Here is a 23,205-nt window from a genome sequence, read left to right as displayed (position 1 = left end):
ACGAAAGGCCGCACATTCAGAACGTAAGTCCTGTACGGCCCCCCGGTCAAGCCGAGTTGGAGCACTCCGGGAAGTTCGGGCGCAAGGGTCTTCACAAGTTCAGCACACAGCGGATGGTCCGTCACCCAGAGTGATTTCCTGGTCCGGTCCAACCGTCCCGGCGGGTCCCGGAAGCACCTCGTACCCCTTCTGTCCCTGCCGAACCAGAAGATCGGCGTAGGGGCGCGAGGGGTCATCGGTGAAGTGTCCGGCCTCGGCCCGGACCCACCCGGCCCAGAACTCCCGCTGTTCCTCCCCGTCCCTGGACCGGCCGCGCGCCCAGGACTCCTCCTGGGGCAACTCCATCCACAGCAGCCGTGCCAGATGCGGGCGCAGCGCGCGGCGGCCGGCGCCGACGCCCTCGACGAGGACCACGGGTGCCGCCGGGAGGGCGCGGGGCGGGCCGGAGCGGCGGGTGTGCCAGTCGTACGGGGCGAAGTACGCGGTCTCGCCGCGGCTCAGGGGCTCGATCACCTGGGTCAGCAGCCGGCCGGTCCAGCCGAACAGTTCGTCGTGGCGCGCGATGTCGTCGAGGTGCAGCACCGGCGCGCCGCCCAGGGCGGCCGCCAACCGTCCGGCGAAGGTGGATTTTCCGGAGCCGGCGTGACCGTCGACGGCGATCAGGCGGACCGGGCCGCAGGACGGCGGGAGGTCGCGGAGGCGGTCGGCGAGGGCGTGCATGGCCGGTTCCTGGAGCTTTCACGAGTCCGACGGGGGCGATCAGCACTCTAATCGCGGCCCGGGATCCGCCGTCGCAGGTCATGCCAGTGGTCCAGTCCCATATTCATGGGCGTGGCATGGCCCGAAGTGCTGGCATGACCATGCGGCTTTGGCCATAGTTGGCGCACAACCGTGCAGTGGATCTGCCCGGACTCGGACAACTTGGGGGTCGTTCCGCCCATGAGCAGAGCCGAACAGCCGTCCCGCAGAACCGTCCTGGCCGCCGCGGTCGCCGCGGCCGTGGCCGGCGCGGCGAGCCCGGCGGCCGCCGCCGACGGCGCGACCGACGCCGCGGACGCCGGCCGGGCCGCCCCGGCGGCCCTCGTCGACAACCGCTTCTGGACCACGTACGCCGACTGGCGCGGCGGCAGCGCGAAGGGCGCCCGTGCCGTCGCGGGTCCCCGGCCGGGCGTGGTGATCGGCGCTGCCGCGGGCACCGTCGACTACACGGACCCGCACACCGGGAAGACGGCCGCCTGGGAGTACGCGACCTGGACGTCCCCCGTCCACAGGCTCGCCGTCCCCGCCACCGAGGCGATCGCGTCCTGGAACGCGCACACCCCGGACGGCACCTGGCTCCAGGTCGAGCTGAAGGGCACCTACTCCGACGGCACGGACACCCCCTGGTACGTCATGGGCCGCTGGGCCGCCGGCGACGAGGACATCCGGCGGACCTCGGTCGACGACCAGACCGACGACAAGAGCAGCATCTGGACCGACACCTTCGCCGTCGACGATCCGGCGACGGGCCTGCGCCTCACCTCGTACCGGCTGCGGCTGACCCTCTACCGCAAGCCGGGCACCAAGAAGACCCCCACCGTGTGGCGGCTCGGCGCCATGGGCTCCGACATCCCGGACCGCTTCACCGTGCCGGCCTCCACGCCCGGTCTCGCCCAGGAGCTGATCGTCCCGCGCTACTCGCAGGAGATCCACGCCGGTCAGTACCCGGAATACGACAACGGCGGCGAGGCCTGGTGCAGCCCGACCTCCTCGCAGATGATCATCGAGTACTGGGGCGGCCGGCTCACCCCGGAGCAGCTGGCCTGGGTCGACCCGGCCTATGCCGACCCGCAGGTGTGCCACGCGGCCCGGTACACGTTCGACCACCAGTACGCGGGCTGCGGGAACTGGCCGTTCAACGCGGCCTACGCGGCCACCTTCAAGGACCTCCAGGGTGTGGTCACCCGGCTCGGCTCCCTCACCGACCTGGAGACGCTGATCGCGGCCGGCATCCCGGCCATAACGTCCCAGTCCTTCCTCAAGGAGGAGCTGACGGGCGCGGGTTACGGCACCTCGGGGCATCTGATGACCGTGATCGGCTTCACCGCCGACGGCGATGTGATCGCCAACGACCCGGCCTCGCCCAGCGACGAGGCGGTGCGGCGGGTCTACCGGCGGGCCGAGTGGGAGAAGATCTGGCTCCGTACCAAGCGGTACAACGCCAGTGGCAAGGTCGTCTCCGGCACCGGAGGCGTCTGCTACCTCTACTTCCCGGCGAAGCCGACCGCACGGCAGTGCAAGGCGCTCGCGGCGGTGGGTGTGCGCTGAGTCACGCGCCGGACGGGTCGAGGCCCCGGTAAACCGGGGCCTTTCCGCTGTGACCGACGTCTCTGCCGCAAAAGCCCTGGCCGGTGGCAAGGTGGACACATGACTGCGAACTCAGCCACCGCCACCCGCGTCCGCACCGGCGGACCCAGGGAAGACGGTCCGAAGGCTCTCGAACACGTCATGGGCTGGACCCTCGTCGTGGTGGTCGCGATGCTCGTGACCCAGCTCGGCCTGCTGTGACCTGACCCATAGTTGACCTGACATACTGCGGGTGTCCCGTCCCGTTGAGACCAGGGTCGAAATTGAATATCAGCCAGCAGCGCGACGGCGCCCGTCCCAAGGCGCGCGGAACTGATCGTTCGGTTGCGCGCCGAGCCGAACTCATCGCGATCGGGCGGAGGCTGTTCGCCGACACGTCCTACGACGCGCTCTCGATGGACGACATCGCCCGCCAGGCGCATGTCGCCAAGGGGCTGATCTACTACTACTTCCAGTCCAAGCGCGGCTACTACCTGGCCATCATCCAGGACTCCGTCGCCGACCTGGTCACCTTCGCGGCGAGCGGCATCCAACTGCCCCAGGTGGACCGGGTCCAGCGCACGATCGACAGTTATCTGCGCTTCGCCGAGCACAACCAGGCCGCGTACCGCACCGTCGTCAGCGGCGGAGTCGGCTTCGACGCCGAGGTGCACGCCATCCGGGACGGTGTGCGTGAGGCGATCGTCGCGACCATCGCCGACGGGGCGTACGGCCGCAGCGACATCTCACCGCTGGCCCGCATGGGCCTGTTCGCCTGGGTGTGCAGCGTCGAGGGCGCCACACTCGACTGGATCGACCGCCCGGCCCAGCTCACCCGCGACACCATGCGCGAACTCCTGGTGAAGACGCTCGGCGCCTCCATGCGCGCGATCGAGGAACTCGACCCCGCCTTCCCGGCCCCCGCCCCGGCCCGTCGCGACTCCTGACCCCGGGCAGCGAGATGGGACGGAGGCTCGTGGTCCCCCGCCCCAAGTCCCGCTCGGGCTCTGCTAGTTGATCGCCTTGATCAGCTCACCGCCCGAGGTGTCGCCGCTCAGCTCCCAGAAGAACGTGCCGCCCAGGCCCTGCTGGTTCTTGTAGGCCATCTTCGTGGCGATGGTCGACGGGGTGTCGTAACTCCACCAGTTGTTGCCGCACTTGGCGTACGCCGTGCCGCCCACCGTGCCGGTCGCCGGGCACTTCGACTTGAGCACCTTGTAGTCCTCGAAGCCCGCCTCGTACGTCCCTGCCGCCGGACCGGACGCCGTGCCGCCCGGTGCCGACTGGGTGACGCCGGTCCAGCCGCGCCCGTAGAAGCCGAGGCCGAGCAGCAGCTTCGAGGCCGGGATACCGAGGCCCTTGAGCTTCGCGATGGTCGCCGAGGTGTAGTAACCCGCCTGCGGGATGCCGCTGTACGAGTTGAGCGCCGAGTGCGGAGCCGTCGGCCCGGTCGCCGCCCAGGCGCCGAAGTAGTCGTACGTCATCGGGTTGTACCAGTTGACGTACTGCGCCGCGCCCGCGTAGTCCGCCGCGTCGATCTTGCCGCCCGCGGTGGCGTCGGCCGTGATCGCCGCGGTGACCAGGTTGCCGGAGCCGAACTTGGCCCGCAGTGCCGACATCAGGTTCTTGAAGGCCGCCCGGCCGCTGGTGTCGCAGGTGTTGCCGCAGGCGTTCGGGTACTCCCAGTCGATGTCGATGCCGTCGAAGACATCGGCCCACTTGGAGTTCTCGACCAGGTCGTAGCAGGACTGCGCGAACGCGGCCGGGTTCTTCGCGGCCTCGCCGAAGCCGCTCGACCAGGTCCAGCCGCCGAAGGACCAGACGACCTTCAGGCCCGGGTGCTTCTTCTTCAGCTCACGCAGCTGGTTGAAGTTGCCGCGCAGCGGCTGGTCCCAGGTGTCGGCGACACCGTCCACGGACTCCGCCGCGGTGTAGGTCCGTTCGGTCGCCGCGTAGGAGTCGCCCATCGCGCACTTGCCGCCGGTGACGTTGCCGAAGGCGTAGTTGATGTGTGTGAGCTTCGCCGCGGAGCCGGAGGTCTCGATGTTCTTGACGTAGTACTTGCGGTCGTAGGTGCCCCATTCGGTGAAGTAGCCGACGACCTTGGAGCCGGCCTGCACCGCGGGCTTCGCCGCGGGTTCGGCGGTCGCGGTGCTGGCGCCGGCGAGCAGCCCGGCGCCGAGGACCGCGCAACACGCGGCCGAGATGAGGGAGCGGACGGAGAAGTGCATCCGGGTGTCTCCTCGTGGGGGTGAGGGAACGGGCGCCGATTGGCATGAACGCGGTAAAGCGTTGGTTCGGAACAGTAGGAGGACTAGACCAGTTCGTCAATGGTTCGGACCAATTTCGAGGAGCGGTGGATTCCGGGTCGGTTTCCTGAAGTAAGCGGTCGTTAACTGGTGACTCGATGGCTCCGATCGGGCATACTCACAGCGCAGAGCCGCTGGTCAGCAGCTTCCGAGACCCGAAAGTGCGACCATCGGCCAAGCCCTCAGCAAGTTCCGGCGGAGCCGCCCCCATCCAAGGCGCACGCCGATGTGCCCTACACAGGGAGGAGAGCGTCGACATGCCCGACCGCGCCCCGCAGCCGGTGGATCGTCAACTGCCCACGGACGAGGCCCGGGAGCTGATCTCACTCGTCCGCGACATCGCGCAGCAGGAGATCGCCCCGAAGGCGGCCGAGGAGGAGGACGCCGGACGCTTCCCGCGCGAGGTCTTCACCCTGCTCTCGCGGTCCGGACTGCTCGGACTGCCCTACGACTCCCAGTACGGCGGCGGCGACCAGCCCTACGAGGTCTACCTCCAGGTCCTGGAGGAGCTCGCCGCGGCCCGCCTCACCGTCGGCCTCGGGGTCAGCGTGCACACGCTCGCCTCCTACGCCCTCGCCGCCTACGGCACCAAGGAGCAGCAGATCGAGCATCTGCCCGCGATGCTCGGCGGCGGACTGCTCGGCGCGTACTGCCTCTCCGAGGCCTCGTCGGGCTCGGACGCCGCGAGCCTGCGCACCAGGGCCGTCCGGGACGGTGACCACTGGGTGATCACCGGCACCAAGGCCTGGATCACCCACGGCGGTGTCGCCGACTTCTACACGGTCATGGCGCGGACCGGCGAGGAGGGTGCCCGCGGGATCAGCGCCTTCCTCGTGCCCGGTGACGCCGAGGGACTGAGCGGGGCGGTGCCGGAGAAGAAGATGGGCATGAAGGGCTCGCCCACCGCCCAGGTCCACCTCGACGGCGTCCGGGTCCCCGACGACCGGCGCATCGGCGAGGAGGGCCAGGGCTTCGCGATCGCCCTGTCCGCGCTCGACTCCGGGCGGCTCGGCATCGCGGCCTGCGCGATCGGGGTGGCTCAGGCGGCGCTGGACAACGCGGTGGCGTACGCGACGGAGCGGCGGCAGTTCGGCAAGCCGATCGCCGACTTCCAGGGGCTGCGCTTCATGCTCGCCGACATGGCGACCCAGATCGAGGCGGGCCGCGCGCTGTACCTGGCGGCGGCGCGGCTGCGGGACATCGGCCGGCCCTTCGCCAAGCAGGCGGCGATGGCCAAGCTGCACTGCACCGACACCGCGATGAAGGTCACCGTCGACGCCGTCCAGGTCCTCGGCGGTTACGGCTACACCGCGGACTTCCCGGTCGAGCGCTATATGCGCGAGGCCAAGGTCCTCCAGATCGTCGAGGGCACCAATCAGATCCAGCGGATGGTCATCGCCCGTCACCTAGCGGGTCCGGAGACGCGCTGAACTGACCCGGCCTGACCTGCGGCGCCGCGAGCCGGACCCACTCCGGGTCGTGGCGCCCGGGCAGGGTCCGGCCCCGGTCGGCCCACGTGCGCATCAGGTCCCGGTAGATGGGCGGGTCCTGCGGCGGCGGAACCGATTCTGCGGGTGGCGGGACGAACACCCGGCGTTGACGCCCGGTCGCCGAATATGTGGGGGTCATACCAGGGCAACGCGGTGACGGCCGGACAGGTCACCCGCCGACGGATTCGAGTGTGAGTTCACGGACGTCGTGCGGCACGTGTCTGGCCACCTCCGGCGGTCTGACGTACCGTCAGCCCAGCCGTTCCCAGGGGGGTTTGCCGTGGCCGACGACCGTCCCGTACCGCTCGACGAGTACCCGGTGCACCAGGTGCCGCTCTCCATGAAGCACGTGGCGACGGGGGACCGGAACGCCTACGACCGGTGCATCTTCCATGTCCTGGACCACGAGGGGCGGGCGCTGCTGATCGTGGGGCTCGGGGTGTACCCGAACCTGGGCGTGATCGACGCGTACGCGACGCTGCGGGTGGGGGACACCCTGCACGCGGTGCGGGCCTCGGACGCCCTCGGCGAGGACCGGATGCGGCTCGTGGTGGGGCCGCTGAGAATCGAGGTCGAACAGCCGCTGCACCGGCTGCGCCTCGCCTGCGACGACGACTCGTTGTCGTACGACCTGACCTGGACCGCCGCCTTCCCCGCCCTGTGGGAACCCCACCACGTGCAGCGCCGGGGCGGCCGGCTCACCCTGGAAGGGCGTCGCTTCGTACAGGCGGGCGGCGTGGAGGGCACTGTGCGCGCCGGCGGTGAGGAGTTCCGCGTCAACGCCACGCGGTGGACCGGCACCCGCGACCGCAGCTGGGGCGTGCGCCCCGTCCCCGGCGAGGAAGGCGGCCGCCTCGCCGAGGAAGATCCCACCGAGGGCTTCCACTGGCTCTGGTGTCCCGTCCGCTTCGAGGACCGCTTCCTGATGGTGATCGTCCAGGAGGACGCCGACGGCTACCGCGTCCTCAACGACGCCACCCTCGTCCGCCCCGGCCACCCCGACCGCCAACTCGGCTGGCCCCAGCCCGAGATCACCTACCGCTCCGGCACCCGCCACCCCGAACGCGCCCTCGTCCACCTCGGCGACGTACGCAAACCGCGGGAGCTGGAGGTCGAGATCCTCACCTCCTCCCCGCTGGCGATCGGCGCCGGCTACCCGCCCGCCGACGACTGGCAGCACGGCACCTGGCGCGGCCACGGCTGGACCGACCGGCGCACCTACGACCTCACGGAACCGCACACCCTGGCCGCGTACGGGGTCACCGACCACGCCGCCCGCTTCCGCCTCGACGGCCGGATCGGGCACGGCATCTTCGAGCACGGCTCGTTCGGACGGCACGACCCGAGCGGGTTCACCGGCTTCGACTCGGTCGCGCCGTAAGCCGGCCGCGCCACAAGGGGGTTGACCACATGACGACGGCGCCTCGCCCGCGTACCAGCACCCGCGACCCGGAGGACATCGCCCGCCGCCTCACCGCCTGGCTCGGCACCCGCCTGCCCGGCGCCAAGGCCGTCGGCGTCACCGTCCCCGCCTCCAACGGCATGTCCAGCGAGACCCTGCTCTTCGACATCGAGCACCCCGAACCCCCGCTGCCCGCCTGCGCGTTGCGGCTCGCGGCGGACCCGGCGGCGTACACCGTCTTCCCGGTCTACGACATGGTCCGCCAGTACCGCACGATGCGTGTCGTGGGCGAGCGCTCGGACCTGCCCGTGCCGAAGGTGCTGTGGCTGGAGGAGGACCCGGGCCCGCTCGGCGCGCCCTTCTTCGTCATGGAGCGCGTGGCGGGGCGGGTGCCGCCGGACGTCATGCCCTACACCTACGAGGGCAACTGGCTGCACGCGGCGAGCGATACGGAGCGCGAGCGCCTGGAGGCGGCCTCGGTGGGCCTGTTGGCCCGACTGCACGACCAAGTACCTTTGCGGGACGCCGAGTTCCTCACGCTTCCCGGCGAGGGTGACGCCCTGCGCCGACACGTCGTCGCCCAACGCGCGTACTACGAATGGGTCGTCGACGGCGTCGCCCGCTCACCGCTCATCGAGGAAGCCTTCGACCGGCTGGAGCACCTCTGGCCCGTCGATCCGGGCACGCCGGTCCTCAACTGGGGTGACGCGCGCATCGGGAACGTCGTCTACGACGGCTTCGAACCCGCGGCCGTCCTCGACTGGGAGATGGCGGCGCTCGCCCCGCGCGAGGTGGACCTCGGCTGGGCGATCTATCTGCACCGCTTCTTCCAGGACCTGACGGTCTCCTTCGGACAGCGCGGCCTGCCGGACTTCTTCCGCCGCGACCACGTCGAGACCCGCTATGCCCGACTCACCGGCCACACACCGCGCGACATGGACTTCTACACGCTGTACGCCGCGCTGCGGCACGCCGTCGTCATGCTGCGTGTCGCCTATCGGCAGGTGCACTTCGGTGAAGCGGTCGTGCCGGCGGACCCGGACACACTGATCCTGCACCACGGCAGCCTGCGGGCCATGGTGCAGGGCAGCTACTGGGATTGAGCGACGTGGCCCCGCTACCGGAACGCGCTCAGGCGGCGTGGCGCCGCATGACGGGGACCCTGATGGGGCGCGAGCCCGGTCCGCCGACGTGCGAGAAGGGCTGGGTCCGCCAGTCGAGGCCCTGAGGGAGCGTCAACAGCAGGGCGGTGTCCTGCTCCTGGGGCTCCAGGTCCTCGTCCGCGGCGCGCGCGTCGGAGGCGCGGCGGCCGGTGCCGGCGCAGACCGTGAGCCCGAACGGGTTCCAGGGCGAGACGCACAGCGCGTGCTCCGGCAGGACCTCCTCGTCCGTAAGGAGCGCGATGGGCTGCGCGCAGTCCGGGCAGACCACCCGGAACATCTCGAAGGTGTCGTACGCGTCGAGTTCGTCGTCGAGCGCGTCGGGTTCGACGCCCTCCGGCTCGGGCTCGGCGACCGCCTGGAGTCGCTTGGGTGCGGTACGACCAGGGCGCTTAAGACTCTGCATTGGGTTCTCCCCCTCGGGCTGGGCCGTGAAGGCGCTGCGGCCTCGACCACAGCAAGCACTTCCCGCCCCGTCTCGGCGGTAATCACGAGAACATCACGGAGAGCGTTCGGGCGCTGTGGCGTTCGTCACATGCCGATTGCAGATGCCCGGGGCGGCCGCTTTGTCCCTCAGGCGGCTCACAGGTAGCTCTCGGCCACATCACGAACCGGGTATGACCTGCGCCGCTCAGGTATCCGAGGAGATCAAGGGCACTGTAGGTTCTTGCGCCATGGAGGAGCTGGACCGTCAGATCGTGCAGCTGCTCGTCAAGGACGGGCGGATGAGCTACACAGACCTCGGCAAGGCCACGGGCCTGTCCACGTCGGCCGTGCACCAGCGGGTGCGCCGGCTGGAGCAGCGTGGCGTCATCCGTGGGTACGCCGCCGTCGTCGACCCCGAGGCCGTCGGGCTGCCCATGACCGCGTTCATCTCGGTCAAACCGTTCGATCCCAGTGCGCCGGACGACATCGCCGAGCGCCTCGCCGGAGTGCCGGAGATCGAGGCCTGCCACAGCGTCGCCGGCGACGAGAACTACATCCTCAAGGTGCGGGTGGCCACGCCGCACGAGCTGGAGGAGCTGTTGGCCCGGCTGCGGTCGCTGGCGGGGGTGTCGACGCGGACGACTGTGGTGTTGTCCACGCCGTACGAGGCTCGCCCGCCGAGGATCTGACCGGTGATTCGTCGGCGGGTGCGGGTGCGGGTCTGATCTGAGGGGAGCCAACCGCGCCCCGTGTCCGGCACGGTCCGGATGACACGCGAGACTGTTCCTCATGAGTGAGTCCAGCCCCGCGCCCAAGACCGTCCTGCTCCGTCGAGGAGAGGTCCACAGCCCCGCCGATCCCTTCGCCACCGCGATGGTCGTGGAGCGTGGTCAGGTCGCCTGGGTCGGCTCGGAAGGTGCCGCCGACGCCTTCTCGGACGGGGTCGACGAGGTCGTCGATCTGGACGGCGCCCTGGTCACCCCCGCGTTCACCGACGCGCATGTCCACACCACCTCCACCGGGCTCGCCCTGACCGGCCTGGACCTGTCCGACGCGCCCTCCCTGGAGGCGGCCCTCGCCCTCGTGCGGGACTTCGCCGGTGCCCGCCCGGACGACCGCGTCCTGCTCGGACACGGCTGGGACGCGGCCCGCTGGCCCGGCGGACGGCCGCCCACGCGCGCGGAGCTGGACGAGGCCACCGGAGGCCGCCCGCTCTATCTGTCCCGGATCGACGTCCACTCGGCGGTCGTGACCACGGCCCTGCTCGACCTGACGTCCCTGGGGCGCCTTGACGGCCCGCTCACCGCCGACGCCCACCACGCCGTACGCGCCACCGCCCTGGCCGCGATCACCCCGGCCCAGCGCGTCGAGGCGCAGCGCACCGCGCTCGCCCGCGCCGCCTCCCTCGGCATCGGCTCGGTCCACGAGTGCGCCGGCCCCGAGATCTCCTCCGAGGACGACTTCACCGGCCTGCTGCGGCTCGCCGAAGAGGAGGCCGGACCGCGGGTCGTGGGCTACTGGGCCGAGCAGGATGTCGAGAAGGCGCGGGAGCTGGGCGCCCTGGGCGCGGCCGGTGACCTGTTCGTCGACGGCGCCCTCGGCTCCCACACCGCCTGCCTGCACCGGCCGTACACCGACGCCGGGCACACCGGCACCGCCTACCTGGACGCCGCCGCCGTGGCCGCGCACCTCGTCGCCTGCACCGAGGCGGGCCTCCAGGCGGGCTTCCACGCGATCGGCGACGCCGCCGTGACCGCCGTGGTCGAGGGCGCGCGCGCCGCCGCCGAGAAGGTCGGCCTGGCCCGTGTCCGCGCCGCCCGGCACCGTGTCGAGCACGCCGAGATGCTCACCCCCGAGACCATCGCCGCCTTCGCCGACCTCGGTCTGACCGCCTCCGTGCAGCCCGCCTTCGACGCGCTGTGGGGCGGTGAGGACGGCATGTACGCCCAGCGCCTGGGTGTGGAGCGGGCGCGTGCCCTGAACCCCTTCGCGGCCCTCCTGAAGGCCGGTGTGCCGCTCGCCTTCGGCTCCGACAGCCCCGTCACCCCGCTCGACCCGTGGGGCACGGTCCGCGCCGCCGCCTTCCACCGCACGCCCGAGCACCGCGTCTCCGTGCGCGCCGCGTTCACGGCCCACACGCGGGGCGGCTGGCGGGCGATCGGCCGGGACGACGCGGGTGTCCTGGTGCCGGGTGCGCCCGCCGACTACGCGGTGTGGCGCACGGACGAGCTCGTCGTCCAGGCCCCCGACGACCGGGTCGCCCGCTGGTCCACCGACCCCCGCTCCGGCACCCCCGGCCTGCCCGACCTCTCGCCGGGCGCCGACCTGCCGGTCTGCCTGCGCACCGTGGTGGGCGGCCGGACCGTGTTCGTACGCCCGGGCGAGTGATCTCCCGGGGTGGCGCGGCTCCGATCGGGCGCCGCCGCCCCGTCTCGCGACCTGCGTATCCTCCGCGCTGACCAGGGCTTTGAGGGAAGATGCGCAGGTCAAACGGCTGTTGACAGCCGACGGCAGGGGGCCGGTAGGTTCGGCCCAGTCCACCACCGGACGCCCGACCGGGGAACGTCCGTCAACTCGTCGCCGCGCCGCTGGGTCAGGGACGGTGTGCCGCACCGGGCACCGCCACTGGGAGCCAGGCTCAGCGCCCGCGCCGCAGCGAGGGAACGTTCCGGCCGGTCGGGGAGGTGTGACCCGGGTGGGGCCCGGGCGCTCAGTAGACAACGGCTTTCGGTCGATCCGCAGCCAGCGGGTCCCAGGTCGGCCCGAAGGGCGCCGGGCCCCCATCCGCAGTACGCACAGCTGTCGAGAAGCGCGTTCTTACCCCGCTTTTGTTAAAACGACACCACCATACGAACGTCCTGTCACGTCGGCCCAGGCCGCGACGACTATGGTGGACGCCTGCGTACGAACCTGAAGGGGCAGTAGTGAACGACGGCGACGGGACCCTCGCGGCACAGGGCCACGGGAGGCAGTTCGGCCCGCTCGGCACCGCCTTGGTGATCATTCCGACCTACAACGAGGCGGAGAACATCAAGTCGATCGTCGGCCGGGTGCGCACGGCCGTCCCCGAGGCGCACATCCTCGTCGCCGACGACAACAGCCCCGACGGCACCGGCAAGCTCGCCGACGAGCTGGCCGCCACCGACGATCACGTCCAGGTCCTGCACCGCAAGGGCAAGGAGGGCCTCGGCGCCGCCTACCTCGCGGGCTTCGCCTGGGGCCTGGAGCACGGCTACGGCGTCCTGGTCGAGATGGACGCCGACGGCTCCCACCAGCCCGAGGAACTGCCCCGCCTGCTGACCGCCCTCAAGGGCGCCGACCTGGTCCTCGGCTCCCGCTGGGTGCCCGGCGGCCGGGTGGTCAACTGGCCCAGGTCCCGCGAGTTCATCTCGCGCGGCGGCAGCCTCTACTCCCGGGTCCTGCTCGACGTACCCATCCGGGACGTCACCGGCGGCTACCGCGCCTTCCGCCGCGAGACCCTCGAAGGCCTCGGCCTGGGCGAGGTCGCCTCGCAGGGCTACTGCTTCCAGGTCGACCTGGCCCGCCGCGCGATCAGGGCCGGCTATCACGTCGTCGAGGTCCCCATCACCTTCGTCGAGCGCGAGCACGGCGACTCCAAGATGAGCCGCGACATCCTCGTGGAGGCCCTGTGGCGGGTCACCACGTGGGGCGTGGGGGAACGCGTCGGCAAGGTGCTGGGCCGCGGCAAGAAGGCCTGACGGCAGCCGTACGGCCGCACAGGCCCCGTTGATCGTCCCCTTATCCCGCGCTGAGCCGCGCCCAGGCACACTGGATGCATGACGACTGGCGCTCCGACCCCGACGTACCCCGCCCGGCCCCCGCGCTCCCGGCTGCGCACCTTCCTGCCGCTGGGGATCGCCGCGTGGCTGGTGCTGGAGATCTGGCTGCTGACCGTGGTGGCCGGTGCCACGAGCGGGTTCCTGGTGTTCCTGCTGCTGCTCGCCGGCCTCGTGCTCGGCGCGGTGGTCATCAAGCGGGCCGGCCGGCGTGCCTTCCAGAACCTCAACGAGGCCCTGCAACGTGGCGCTGCCCCCTCCGGCGGCGGTGGCAACGGTCTGCTGATGCTGGGCGGCCTGCTCCTCATGCTCCCCGGTCTGATCTCGGACGCGGTGGGCCTGGTCCTGCTGATCCCGCCGGTCCAGAAGGCCGTCGCCCGCCGCGCGGAGCGCACCTTCGAGCGCAAGCTCCGCGAGGCCGCCCCGGGCACCCTGGGAGGCGCCTTCCAGCAGGCCCGGATGCAGCGTCCCGACGGCAAGGTCGTCCAGGGTGAGGTCATCCGGGACGAGCCCGGGGACGAGCCAGGGGACGCGCCCCAGGAGCCGCGTCCTCCGCTGACGGGCTGAGCCCCGCTCGGCTCGCGCCGAACGCACGAGACCGCGGCGGGACTACGCGGACTTGCGGCTGTCCCTGGGGTGAATCGCGATGTTCATCGCCCCTGAGCGCAGAACGGCCAGGCGCTCCTCGAGGACCTCTTCGAGTTCCTCGCGGGTGCGCCGCTCCATCAGCATGTCCCAATGCGTACGCGCGGGCTTGGCCTTCTTTTCCTCAGGGCCGTCGCCGTCAACGAGGAGTGCTTGGGCCCCGCAGACCTTGCACTCCCACTCCGGCGGAATCTCCGCCTCGACCGAGAAGGGCATCTCAAAGCGATGTCCCTTCTCGCATGCGTACTCCACGGCCTGGCGCGGTGCCAGGTCGATGCCGCGGTCCGTCTCGTAGCTGGTCACCACGAGGCGCGTGCCGCGAAGAGCTCGCTCACTCATGAATCGTGCCTCCCGGGCTTGTCGCCCACAGGACAGGTGTCGCTGTCGTCGTCATCCGGTCAACGTCCGGTCGGCGGTAAAGATTCCCGTTCCGGGTCATGCGTCGCCGTCGTAGCCGCCCCTTGTTGTACCCACCGGCGCCCGGTTTGTCACATCTGCTAGCAGATGTCACCCAGCGTTTCGGCATCTTTGACGCGCAGTAACGGTACGCCTGGCAGGCCAAACGCGTACACTACCGCCCTTTCGCGCTGAACGCTAAATCTTCTCCGGAACGGGATTGCCCGCGTCGCTGATCGCCTGGCGCACCGGGACCCGTGCGAGCAGGCAGAACCCCAGGACGAAGAAGATCACCAGCGAGATGATCGCATCCCGATAACTTCCAGTCAGCTGGTAGGTGATCCCGAACAGAAGAGGGCCCAGCCAGCTCATACCGCGGTCGCTCATCTCGTACGCCGAGAAGTACTCGGCCTCCTTGCCCGGCGGGACGAGATGGGAGAACAGGGAGCGGGACAGGGCCTGGCTGCCGCCGAGGACCAGGCCGATCCCGGAGGCCAGGACGAAGAACCACACCGGCGCGCCGGCCGGCAGGAAGTAGCCGGCCGCCAGGGTCAGCGTCCAGGCCGCCAGCGAACCGAGGATCGTGCGCTTCGCGCCGTACACGCGGGCCAGCCGGCCCATGCCCAGCGCACCCGCCACCGCCAGCACCTGGACCAGCAGGACGGCGCCGATGAGCGTCGACTGGCCGAGGCCGAGTTCCTCGGAGCCGTAGACGGACGCCTGGGAGATCACCGTCTGGATGCCGTCGTTGTAGACGAGGTACGCCAGGAGGAAGGAGAGGGTCAGGGGATGGCGGCGCATGTCGCGGACGGTGGCCGCCAGCTGGCGGAACCCGGGCGCGGTCGCCTCCTTCTGCGGCATCCGGCGGTCGTGCAGCCTGCGCAGCGGTACGAGGGTGAAGGCGCCCCACCACAGTCCCGCCGACGCCAGACAGATCCGGACGGCCATGCCCTCCGAGAGGCCGAAGGAGTCGTGGGCGGTGTACAGGACCAGGTTCACCACCAGCACCAGTGATCCCGCCGCATAGCCGAAGGCCCAGCCCCGGGCGGAGACCGCGTCGCGTTCCTCCGGGCCGGCGATCTGCGGCAGATACGAGTTGTAGAGCATCATCCCGACCGACATCGCCGCGTTCGCCACGATCAGCAGGGCCCCGCCGAGCAGATAGCGGTGGCCGTCGAGGAAGAACAGGCCGGTCGTCGCCGCGGCTCCCGTGTAGGCGGCCGCCGCCAGCAGCGGCTTCTTGCGTCCGGTGCGGTCGGCCGCCGCGCCCACCAGAGGCATCACCAGCACGGCCACGATCACCGACAGGGACACCGAGTACGCGAAGAAGGAACCGGCCCGCACCGGAATGCCCAAGGGATGGATGTAGCCGTCCGCGTCCGCGGCGTCCTCGGCGACCGACGTCAGATAGGGGCCGAGGAACACGGTGAGCACGCTCGTCGAGTAGACGGAGCACGCCCAGTCGTAGAAGTACCAGCCGCGCTGTTCGCGCCGCCGCTCGGCGGCGGCCTCGCCGGCGTCCGTTGTCCGTATGGCGTCGGTGCCCAACCCGGCCCCCTCGCTGGTCCCGCGCCCAGTCCGCGGTTCCAGGGGAGCGAGGGCCGTCAGACCCAGACGCCCCGGTCCTCCATGACCTTGCGCAACGTGTCGATGTGATCGGTCATGATGCCATCCACTCCCAGGTCCAGGAGCCGGTGCATGGCATCGGGATCATTGATGGTCCACACGTGCACCTGGAGCCCGCGCGCGTGGGCCGTCCGCACGAAGCGCCGGTCGACGACCTGGATGCCGTTCTGGGCCTCGGGCACCTGGGCGGCGACCGCGGAGCCGCGCAGCGCGGCCGGTACACCCCAGGAGCGCAGCCGCAGGTTGAGGACACCCCGGGTGCCGTACGAGGTCGCCAGGCGCGGGCCGGCCAGGCGCTGGGCGCGTACGACCCGGGCCTCGGAGAAGGAGCCGACGCAGATCCGGTCCCAGGTGCCGGTGCGTTCGATCAGCTCCAGGAGCGGATGGAGCGCCGGCTCGGCCTTGATGTCGACGTTCCAGCGGGCCTCGGGAAACGCCTCCAGGAGCTCCTCGAAGAGCGGCACCGGCTCCTTGCCCGCCACGCGCGCGTGGCGCACGTCCGCCCAGGGCAGGTCCGCTATCCGGCCCGCCCCGTCCGTCGTCCGGTCCAGGGTGCTGTCGTGGAAGGCGACGAGCCTCCCGTCCGCAGTGGTGTGGACATCGGTCTCCAGGTACCGGTAGCCGGTCTCGATCGCCCGCCGGAACTGGAGCAGGGTGTTCTCCAGACCGTCCGCCGCCCCGCCCCGGTGGGCGAAGGGGATCGGGCCGGGATGGTCGAGGTAGGGGTGGCGTGTCCGGGTGCTCACCGACGCAGTATCGCGCGCCCGGGTTGCCCGGTGGCAACGACTGTGCTGCTGTCCGATGCCGAAGGAACGTCGAACACCCGGAGGAAGAGCTGGGCGAGCGGGCCGATGGACACCGCGTAGAGGACCGTGCCGATGCCGATGGTGCCCCCGAGGGCGAAGCCGGTCGCGACGACCGCGATCTCGACGGCCGTCCGCATCAGCCGGATCGAGCGGCCCGTGCGCAGGTGCAGGCCGGTCATCAGACCGTCCCTCGGGCCCGGCCCGAAACGGGCGGCGATGTAGAGACCGGTGGCCACGCCGTTGAGCACGATGCCCGCCAGGAGAAGGGGGATCCGCACCGCCAGGCCGTGCGCCTCGGGCACCGCGGCGAGCGTGCCGTCCATGGCGATGCCGACCACGAAGACGTTGGAGACCGTGCCGAGGCCCGGGCGCTGGCGCAACGGGATCCACAGCAGGAGCACCGCGGCGCCCACGAAGATCGACACGACGCCGATCGTGAGGCCCGTCAGCTCGGCGAGGCCCTGGTGCAGGACGTTCCAGGGCTCCAGGCCCAGGCCCGCCTCGACGAGCAGTGCGGAACTCGCTCCGTAGAGGGCGAGACCGACGTACAGCTGGATCAGCCGGCGCCCGAGCCGGCTCTGTGCGGACAAGTGGTGCCCCCTGTGGTCGTGGTGGCCTGGTGCATGACACCCTGTGGCTTGGGTGGAAGCATCATCCATGGCCAATTCGGGGAAGGTGGACTGATTTACATGGCGCAGTGGACCTCGGCGGTGGGGCCGGCGCAGCTCGCCCGGCTGCTCAACTCCCAGCAGGACCGTCCCGCCGGCCCCGGCACGCGCCGCCCGCCCGCCTACCGGGCCCTCGCCGACGGCGTCCGGCTGCTGGTCCTCGAAGGCCGCGTCCCGGTCGCCGCCCGGCTGCCCGCCGAACGCGAGCTGGCCCTGTCCCTGTCCGTCAGCCGTACGACGGTGGCGGCGGCCTACGAGGCGTTGCGCGCCGAGGGCTTCCTGGAGTCACGGCGCGGGGCCGGCAGCTGGACCGCCGTTCCGGCCGGCAACCCGCTGCCGGCGCGTGGTCTGGAGCCGCTGCCGCCCGAGGCCCTCGGCTCGATGATCGACCTGGGGTGTGCGGCGCTCCCCGCGCCCGAGCCGTGGCTGACCCGTGCCGTCCAGGGCGCCCTGGAGGAGCTGCCGCCGTACGCCCACACCCACGGCGACTACCCGGCGGGGCTGCCCGCGCTGCGCTCGATGATCGCCGACCGGTACACCGCGCGCGGGATCCCGACGATGCCCGAGCAGATCATGGTGACGACCGGGGCGATGGGCGCCATCGACGCGATCTGCCATCTCTTCGGAGGCCGCGGCGAGCGCATCGCCGTCGAGTCGCCGTCGTACGCCAACATCCTCCAGCTGATGCGTGAGGCCGGTGCCCGGCTCGTGCCCGTCGCGATGGCCGAGGGGCTGTCCGGCTGGGACATGGACCGCTGGCGGCAGGTGCTGCGGGACGCGGCGCCGCGGATCGCGTACATCGTCGCCGACTTCCACAACCCGACCGGCGCCCTCGCCGACGACGACCAACGGCGTCAGCTGGTGGACGCGGCGCGGTCGGCGGGGACCGTGCTGGTCGCCGACGAGACGATGAGCGAACTATGGCTGGACGAGGGCGTCGAGATGCCGCGGCCCGTCTGCGGGTTCGATCCCGCCGGATCCACGGTGATCACGGTCGGCTCGGCCAGCAAGGCCTTCTGGGCGGGCATGCGCATCGGCTGGGTGCGGGCGGCCCCGGACGTCATCCGCAGCCTGGTCGCGGCACGCGCGTACGCCGATCTCGGGACGCCCGTGGTCGAACAGCTCGCCGTGAACTGGCTGTTCAGCACGGGCGGCTGGGAGCAGGCCGTGGAGGTACGGCGTGAACAGGCACGGGAGAACCGGGACGCCCTGGTCGCGGCGGTGCGCCGGGAACTGCCGACGTGGGAGTTCGAGGTGCCCAGGGGCGGGCTGACGTTGTGGGTGCGCGCCGGGGGGCTGTCCGGGTCCCGGATCGCCGAGGCCGGCGAGCGGGTGGGGGTTCGGGTGCCGTCCGGGCCCCGGTTCGGGGTGGACGGCGCCTTCGAGGGGTATGTGCGACTGCCGTTCACCGTGGGGGGAGCGGTGGCGGAGGAGGCGGCGGCGCGGCTGGCTGCGGCGGCTCGAATTGTGGAGAGCGGGGGGACCGCGGGCGGCGAGGCGCCGCGCACTTTCGTGGCATGACGGCTGCTGCACCCACCCAGGGGGCGCGGGGCCGTATCGATGTGCAGCTACCGCCGCGCGGGCGCGACCAGCCCCCTGCGCCCCGCAGTCGCACGACTACCGCGACCCCCTACGGCGCGTCGGCGACCACCGCTTCCACGGGGACCGCATCCGCCGGCGTCGTCCGCGGCGGCAGCAACGCCAGCACCGCCTCCCGGGCGGTGTCGCTCGTCGCCTCGTCGTGCGGGTCCGGCGTCGCCGGTACCTGAAGGCGGTGGACGGGCCCGGTGCCCAGGCGGGCGTAGCCACGGCCGGGCGGGACGTCGGCGGCCGGGGTCGTGCGCGGGGGAGCGCCCAGGACCGCGGTCAACTGCTCCGGTGTCGCCGGGCCCAGGACGACACGCGCGCGTGTGTGCTGGCGTACCGCGTCGCTCAGCGCGTCCGCGCTGTCGAACTGGTCGGCCACGACCACGGTGACGCCCGCCGCGCGGCCGTGCCGCAGCGGGACCTGGAGGAGGGACTGGGGGTCGCGATGGCCGTCGGCGGCGGCCAGGTGCGTGAACGCGCTCGGGCGGTCCAGCAGGATCCACAGCGGACGCGTGGTGTCCTCCGGTGGCTGGTGGCCCGCCTGGCGCGCCCGGTTCATGGCGATCAGGCGCCGCTCCGTCTCGGTGGCGGCCCACTCCAGGCTCGCCAGCGCCCCGGTCAGTCCGCACTCGACCGCCAGGACGCCGTCCCGGCCGGTGAGGCAGGCGTACTCACCGGTGCCGCCGCCCTCGATGATCACCACGTCGCCGTGGAGGAGCGCCTGGAGCGCGATGGAGCGCAGCAGGGTCGAGGTGCCGCTGCCCGGCTGGCCCATGACCAGCAGGTGCGGCTCGGTGGAGCGGACGCCGGTGCGCCAGACGACCGGGGGTACGTCGCGCTGCTCCTCGCCGTGGGTGAGCGGGAGCGTGCGCTGGACCTCGGTGGGATCGGTGAAGCCGAGGACCGTCTCGCCGGGGGACGTGACGAAACGCTGGGCGGCGATGTCGGTGGGCAGCGGCGGCAGGACGGTGACGGAGAGCTGGTTGCCCTCCTCGTCCCAGGCGAAGCGGTACTCGCGGCCGCGGCCCGACTTGGCGTGCAGCAGCTGCTCGATCCGTGCGCGGGAGTCGGCCTCGCCGTCCAGGAAGTACGCGGGGTAGCGGATCACCAGCTGGGTGATCCGTCCCGTCTCGTCGAACTCGTAGACCGGGAACGCCTTGTCCCACTCGCCGCCGTGGGTGAAGAGGGGGTCCGGGTCCTCGGCGGTCGAGAAGTACGGCACCAGGGCCTCGTACAGAGACCGCAGGCGCTGTGTCTGCGACTCGTCGGGGCCCTCCGGGGCCGCTGGGGTGCGGTCCCGGCCCTGCCAGGCTGCCGCCGCCATCAGGGTGATGACGGCGAGCAGCGGACCGTACGGCACGAGCGCCACCACCAGGACCACCGACGCCACCAGGAAAAGCAGCGGCCCGCGCTTGTCCTTGGGGGTCTCGGCCCACCTGCGCCGCCCGGCCGAAGCCAGCCGGCGCAGACCGCGAGTGATCGTGATCAGCGGGTGGAGGACGTCGGTGGCACTGTCGGCCGCCGTCCGGGCCAGCTCCCGGCTCCGGGCGATCTGTGCGCTGCCTGTGCTCAGGATGCGGGGGAGGGGGCGCCGGACCACTGCTGTCTCCTGGAGGTGCGTACGGACGGGAGGGACGGCGTCAGAACTTGATGCCGCCGAGGAGGCTCGCGAGGCTCTCGCCGCCCGCCTTGATGCTGGGGGCGATGGCCGTGCTTGCCAGGTAGAAGCCGAACAGGGCGGCGACCAGGGCGTGGGACGCCTTGAGGCCGTCCTTGCGGAAGAAGATGAAGACGACGATGCCGAGCAGCACGACGCCCGAGATGGAGAAGATCATGTGAGTGCTCCTGGTTCAGGTGGGGACAGTCACCATGAGTACTTCCAGGATCACAGGATGTATCCATACGATAAAAGGTGCAACTGGGTGAATTTCGATTGATTTCACTCGCTCGGCGGGGTCGGCTTCGGCCGGATGAGCAGGGGACTTGCGTCCGACCGGGTCAGTGGTGATCTTTACCTCCGGCGCATCGGGTCATGTGCGGCGCGAGCCAGTACCCTGGCGATTCACCTGAACGGTTGTATGAGAGGCGGTCCGGCCGATGACTGAAGCCCCCGACCCCGAGGTCGTGGAGCTGGCGACCAAGATCTTCGATCTGGCCCGCCGAGGTCAGACCGAGGCGCTCGTGGCGTATGTCGACGCGGGTGTTCCGGCCAACCTCACCAACGACCGTGGCGACTCCCTCGTGATGCTCGCCGCCTATCACGGCCACGCCGACGCGGTGCGCGCGCTGCTCGCCCGGGGCGCCGAGGCCGACCGGATCAACGACCGAGGCCAGACCCCGCTCGCCGGGGCCGCCTTCAAGGGTGAGACGGACGTCATCAAGGCTCTTCTGGAGAGCGGTGCCGACCCTGCCGCGGGGACCCCCTCGGCGCTCGACACCGCTCGGATGTTCGCCAAGACGGACCTGCTCGACTTGTTCGGCGCACACTGATCCGGATGTTCTGACCAGCAAAAACACGGAAAACGGGGGAGGCGGTACAGGGCCGCCGAAATTTCGGTCGCGGCAGATGTAAGTGCCGAGTCATCATGACGTCGTGATTCACGGACGCGATGGCTGGGCAGGTGTTGCCGCACCGCGCGGGCCGTGATGCGGCCCGCATGGGCCACCGACGAGAGGCAGAGGAAAATGGTCTACAGCAAGCAGGAAACGGCGGGCGCCCCGACGTGTTGTCACGCGGCCAGGTAAAGCAAGATCCCGGTTGCGTCGACGCTTGATGTGAGGCTGTTTCCCATGTTCGAACCGGTCATAGCGCCCAGCGGTACGCTGCTCGGCCTCCTCCAGAGGGGCCGCGGCGACGGCACACTGCACGCGCTCACCGCACCGCGCGCCGAGGCGCTCGCGGCTCTCAACCACTGTGTGCTGCGGGACCCCCGCCACGACTGGCAGGTGGAGAACCGCTCCCTCTACTACGCCCGTCTCTACCTCGACCTGAACGGCGAGCTGGACGAGATCGAGACCCACCTGTTCGACGTCGAGGACCACTTCGACGACGAGGAGTCCCGTACGGGGCTCGCCCTGGCGGTCCTCGGACACCTCGCCTCCTACGGCAGGCGGGACGCGCTCGAACTGCTGCGCAGGTACGCCGCCTCGGGCTCCAACTGGGCCTGGGCCCTGGACGAGCTGGCCCTCAGGGACGACGACGCCGGGCTGCGCGCCCTGGCCGCCCCTGTGCTGGCCCGCTTCGGCACCGACGCCGAGGGCGAGGCCGAGCTGGCCGCCACGGTGCGCGATGCCTTCGAACCACGGCCGTGGCGGCTGTGGGCCGACGATCCGCGCGAATCCGTCGCCACACGCGTGCGTGCCGCCCAGGAGGCCGGCTGCTTCGACCGCTGGCAACGCCAGATGCGACCTGCCGGGCCCCGTCCGGGGTGGAGCGTGCAGGCGGTCTTCGAGTGGGCCGAGCAGGGCATCGAACGCGGCGCGGCGCGCCATGTGCCGGCCGCCCGCTGTCTCATGGCCGTCGCGGGCCCGGAGGACCGGGCCGAGATCGTCGCCGCCGCCAAGGACGGCACCGAGGGCGCCCGCTGCACCGCGCTGCGCTACCTCGCCGACGGCAGTGATCCGGACGCCCTGGATCTGATCGAGACGGCCGTGGTCACCGGCTCGACACCGGTCGTGGAGGCCGCCGTCGACGCCTTCGAACGTATGCGCAGTGTCGCCGCCGTCGACCGGGCCCGCGGCTGGGCCCACCGCCCCGATCCGCTGGGCGCCGCCGCCGGACGCATGCTCGCCTGCCGCGGCGGCATGCAGGACACGGACCTGGTGCTCGCGGCCCTGCGCGAGGCCGTACGGGGCGAAGGGCCGGACGCACCGACCCTGTGGACCCTCGTCGACGGCACCGGACGGCTCGGCATCGCCTGCGCCGCACCCGTGCTCCGCCACATCTACCGGGAGACGGCCTCCTCCCATCTGCGCGGCCGGGCCGCCCGGGCCCTCGCCGCCACCGACCCCTCCTACCCCACCGGCTTCGCCGTCGAGTGCCTCTGGGACTGCGAGGAGACCACCCGCGAGATCGCCGCCCGGCACGCCGAGACCGGTGACGCCCGGGTCGTCGAACAGCTCCGCCGCCTCGCCGCCGATCCGGCCGAGGAAGCAGAGGTCCAGACAGCCGTACGCAGCCGGATCGGACCGGACGCCACCATGATGTGAACGCCTGCCCTCAGGGTGAACTCCGGATGACCCGCGGGTCAGGCGCGCATGGACACGGCCTGACCTGCGCGGGGGTGCGACGGAACGCTCATGGGACGTTCCTCGTCCGGAAAGATCGACGTTGACGCGAGCACGTCCAGCACGGCGACAACACCCTTATGCGTGTCGTCATCGTGACCGAATCCTTTCCCCCCGATGTGAACGGCGTGGCCCACTGCGCGCTCCAGACCGCCCGGCACCTCGTAGATCGCGGTCACTCCCCGCTCGTCGTCGCGCCGGCCACCGCGGCCGGCGCGACGACGAGCGGGGAGTGACCGCGATCTACGAGGTGCCGGGCGGTCTGGAGCGCGCAGTGGGCC

Annotated in this window: 22 protein-coding genes and 1 pseudogene; 14 read left to right on the top strand and 9 right to left on the bottom strand. The window is 71.3% G+C overall.

Annotated elements, in window-relative coordinates; genetic code table 11:
* Nucleotides 1-99: 99 nt before the first annotated feature.
* Nucleotides 100-720 (bottom strand): hypothetical protein, encoded by a 621-nt coding sequence (locus tag HLK59_RS27555; protein ID WP_171144222.1) that lies wholly within the window; start codon nucleotides 718-720, stop codon nucleotides 100-102.
* Between the two features lie 219 nt (nucleotides 721-939).
* Here HLK59_RS27555 and HLK59_RS27550 point away from each other — a divergent pair, with 219 nt between their 5' ends.
* The 3 genes from HLK59_RS27550 to HLK59_RS27540 all read left to right on the top strand — a co-directional run bounded on the left by HLK59_RS27550 (nucleotide 940) and on the right by HLK59_RS27540 (nucleotide 3,272).
* Nucleotides 940-2,307 (top strand): peptidase C39 family protein, encoded by a 1,368-nt coding sequence (locus tag HLK59_RS27550; protein ID WP_171144221.1) that lies wholly within the window; start codon nucleotides 940-942, stop codon nucleotides 2,305-2,307.
* A gap of 99 nt (nucleotides 2,308-2,406) precedes the next feature.
* On the top strand, nucleotides 2,407-2,547 hold the full coding sequence (locus HLK59_RS27545; protein ID WP_171144220.1) for an SCO1431 family membrane protein: 141 nt from the start codon (nucleotides 2,407-2,409) through the stop codon (nucleotides 2,545-2,547).
* A gap of 62 nt (nucleotides 2,548-2,609) precedes the next feature.
* Nucleotides 2,610-3,272, top strand: coding sequence for a TetR/AcrR family transcriptional regulator (locus tag HLK59_RS27540; protein WP_171144219.1), 663 nt, complete (start codon nucleotides 2,610-2,612; stop codon nucleotides 3,270-3,272).
* Nucleotides 3,273-3,335: 63 nt separating this feature from the next.
* On the opposite strand, the gene HLK59_RS27535 is transcribed toward HLK59_RS27540, so the two are convergent.
* Nucleotides 3,336-4,556, bottom strand: a complete 1,221-nt coding sequence (locus HLK59_RS27535) for a glycoside hydrolase family 18 protein (RefSeq protein ID WP_171144218.1) — start codon at nucleotides 4,554-4,556, stop codon at nucleotides 3,336-3,338.
* Between the two features lie 335 nt (nucleotides 4,557-4,891).
* On the opposite strand from HLK59_RS27535, the gene HLK59_RS27530 reads away from it, so the two are divergent.
* From HLK59_RS27530 to HLK59_RS27520, 3 genes are all read left to right on the top strand, one after another.
* The gene (locus HLK59_RS27530; RefSeq protein ID WP_171144217.1) at nucleotides 4,892-6,064 is read left to right on the top strand and encodes an acyl-CoA dehydrogenase family protein; all 1,173 of its coding nucleotides are present in this window, start codon (nucleotides 4,892-4,894) and stop codon (nucleotides 6,062-6,064) included.
* A 340-nt stretch (nucleotides 6,065-6,404) separates the two neighbouring features.
* Nucleotides 6,405-7,505: a hypothetical protein gene (locus HLK59_RS27525; RefSeq protein WP_171144216.1), complete on the top strand. Its 1,101-nt coding sequence runs from the start codon at nucleotides 6,405-6,407 to the stop codon at nucleotides 7,503-7,505.
* Nucleotides 7,506-7,534: 29 nt separating this feature from the next.
* On the top strand, nucleotides 7,535-8,629 hold the full coding sequence (locus HLK59_RS27520) for a phosphotransferase family protein (RefSeq protein ID WP_171144215.1): 1,095 nt from the start codon (nucleotides 7,535-7,537) through the stop codon (nucleotides 8,627-8,629).
* A 28-nt stretch (nucleotides 8,630-8,657) separates the two neighbouring features.
* Here the strand turns inward: HLK59_RS27520 and HLK59_RS27515 are convergent, their stop codons facing one another.
* Nucleotides 8,658-9,092: a hypothetical protein gene (locus HLK59_RS27515; protein ID WP_171144214.1), complete on the bottom strand. Its 435-nt coding sequence runs from the start codon at nucleotides 9,090-9,092 to the stop codon at nucleotides 8,658-8,660.
* 268 nt (nucleotides 9,093-9,360) lie between these two features.
* Between HLK59_RS27515 and HLK59_RS27510 the strand changes: the two genes are divergently transcribed.
* The 4 genes from HLK59_RS27510 to fxsA all read left to right on the top strand — a co-directional run bounded on the left by HLK59_RS27510 (nucleotide 9,361) and on the right by fxsA (nucleotide 13,476).
* On the top strand, nucleotides 9,361-9,801 hold the full coding sequence (locus HLK59_RS27510; RefSeq protein ID WP_030677853.1) for an Lrp/AsnC family transcriptional regulator: 441 nt from the start codon (nucleotides 9,361-9,363) through the stop codon (nucleotides 9,799-9,801).
* Between the two features lie 100 nt (nucleotides 9,802-9,901).
* Nucleotides 9,902-11,500 (top strand): amidohydrolase, encoded by a 1,599-nt coding sequence (locus HLK59_RS27505; RefSeq protein WP_171144213.1) that lies wholly within the window; start codon nucleotides 9,902-9,904, stop codon nucleotides 11,498-11,500.
* A gap of 536 nt (nucleotides 11,501-12,036) precedes the next feature.
* Entirely contained in the window at nucleotides 12,037-12,831 is a 795-nt protein-coding gene (locus HLK59_RS27500) for a polyprenol monophosphomannose synthase (RefSeq protein ID WP_171144212.1), read from the top strand.
* 78 nt (nucleotides 12,832-12,909) lie between these two features.
* The gene (fxsA, locus tag HLK59_RS27495) at nucleotides 12,910-13,476 is read left to right on the top strand and encodes an FxsA family membrane protein (protein ID WP_171144211.1); all 567 of its coding nucleotides are present in this window, start codon (nucleotides 12,910-12,912) and stop codon (nucleotides 13,474-13,476) included.
* 42 nt (nucleotides 13,477-13,518) lie between these two features.
* Here fxsA and HLK59_RS27490 read toward each other — a convergent pair whose 3' ends face one another.
* The 4 genes from HLK59_RS27490 to HLK59_RS27475 form a co-directional block, all read right to left on the bottom strand.
* Complete coding sequence (locus tag HLK59_RS27490; protein WP_010046329.1) at nucleotides 13,519-13,893, bottom strand: RNA polymerase-binding protein RbpA; 375 nt, start codon at nucleotides 13,891-13,893, stop codon at nucleotides 13,519-13,521.
* Between the two features lie 255 nt (nucleotides 13,894-14,148).
* Nucleotides 14,149-15,498, bottom strand: coding sequence for an MFS transporter (locus HLK59_RS27485; protein ID WP_171144210.1), 1,350 nt, complete (start codon nucleotides 15,496-15,498; stop codon nucleotides 14,149-14,151).
* A gap of 56 nt (nucleotides 15,499-15,554) precedes the next feature.
* Nucleotides 15,555-16,322 (bottom strand): glycerophosphodiester phosphodiesterase, encoded by a 768-nt coding sequence (locus HLK59_RS27480; RefSeq protein WP_171144209.1) that lies wholly within the window; start codon nucleotides 16,320-16,322, stop codon nucleotides 15,555-15,557.
* The gene (locus HLK59_RS27475) at nucleotides 16,319-16,972 is read right to left on the bottom strand and encodes a hypothetical protein (RefSeq protein WP_171144208.1); all 654 of its coding nucleotides are present in this window, start codon (nucleotides 16,970-16,972) and stop codon (nucleotides 16,319-16,321) included. The genes HLK59_RS27480 and HLK59_RS27475 overlap by 4 nt, the downstream gene beginning before the upstream one ends.
* 99 nt (nucleotides 16,973-17,071) lie before the next feature.
* Between HLK59_RS27475 and HLK59_RS27470 the strand changes: the two genes are divergently transcribed.
* A complete protein-coding gene (locus HLK59_RS27470; protein ID WP_171144207.1) occupies nucleotides 17,072-18,571 on the top strand; it encodes a PLP-dependent aminotransferase family protein in 1,500 nt (499 codons plus the stop codon).
* A gap of 109 nt (nucleotides 18,572-18,680) precedes the next feature.
* Here the strand turns inward: HLK59_RS27470 and HLK59_RS27465 are convergent, their stop codons facing one another.
* The gene (locus HLK59_RS27465) at nucleotides 18,681-20,237 is read right to left on the bottom strand and encodes a hypothetical protein (protein ID WP_171144206.1); all 1,557 of its coding nucleotides are present in this window, start codon (nucleotides 20,235-20,237) and stop codon (nucleotides 18,681-18,683) included.
* A gap of 40 nt (nucleotides 20,238-20,277) precedes the next feature.
* A complete protein-coding gene (locus HLK59_RS27460; protein ID WP_046262076.1) occupies nucleotides 20,278-20,472 on the bottom strand; it encodes a hypothetical protein in 195 nt (64 codons plus the stop codon).
* Nucleotides 20,473-20,734: 262 nt separating this feature from the next.
* Between HLK59_RS27460 and HLK59_RS27455 the strand changes: the two genes are divergently transcribed.
* The 3 genes and pseudogenes from HLK59_RS27455 to HLK59_RS51265 form a co-directional block, all read left to right on the top strand.
* The gene (locus HLK59_RS27455; protein WP_171144205.1) at nucleotides 20,735-21,127 is read left to right on the top strand and encodes an ankyrin repeat domain-containing protein; all 393 of its coding nucleotides are present in this window, start codon (nucleotides 20,735-20,737) and stop codon (nucleotides 21,125-21,127) included.
* Between the two features lie 300 nt (nucleotides 21,128-21,427).
* Entirely contained in the window at nucleotides 21,428-22,846 is a 1,419-nt protein-coding gene (locus tag HLK59_RS27450) for a HEAT repeat domain-containing protein (protein WP_171144204.1), read from the top strand.
* Nucleotides 22,847-23,004: 158 nt separating this feature from the next.
* Nucleotides 23,005-23,139: pseudogene (locus HLK59_RS51265) on the top strand (glycosyltransferase family 1 protein); the annotation flags it as partial.
* Nucleotides 23,140-23,205: the final 66 nt, after the last annotated feature.

Origin of the sequence: Streptomyces sp. S3(2020), assembly GCF_013044505.1 — a bacterium.
Lineage (GTDB): Bacteria > Actinomycetota > Actinomycetes > Streptomycetales > Streptomycetaceae > Streptomyces.
Note: the sequence above shows the minus strand (reverse complement) of the source record. Positions and strands in the feature narration are given on the sequence as shown.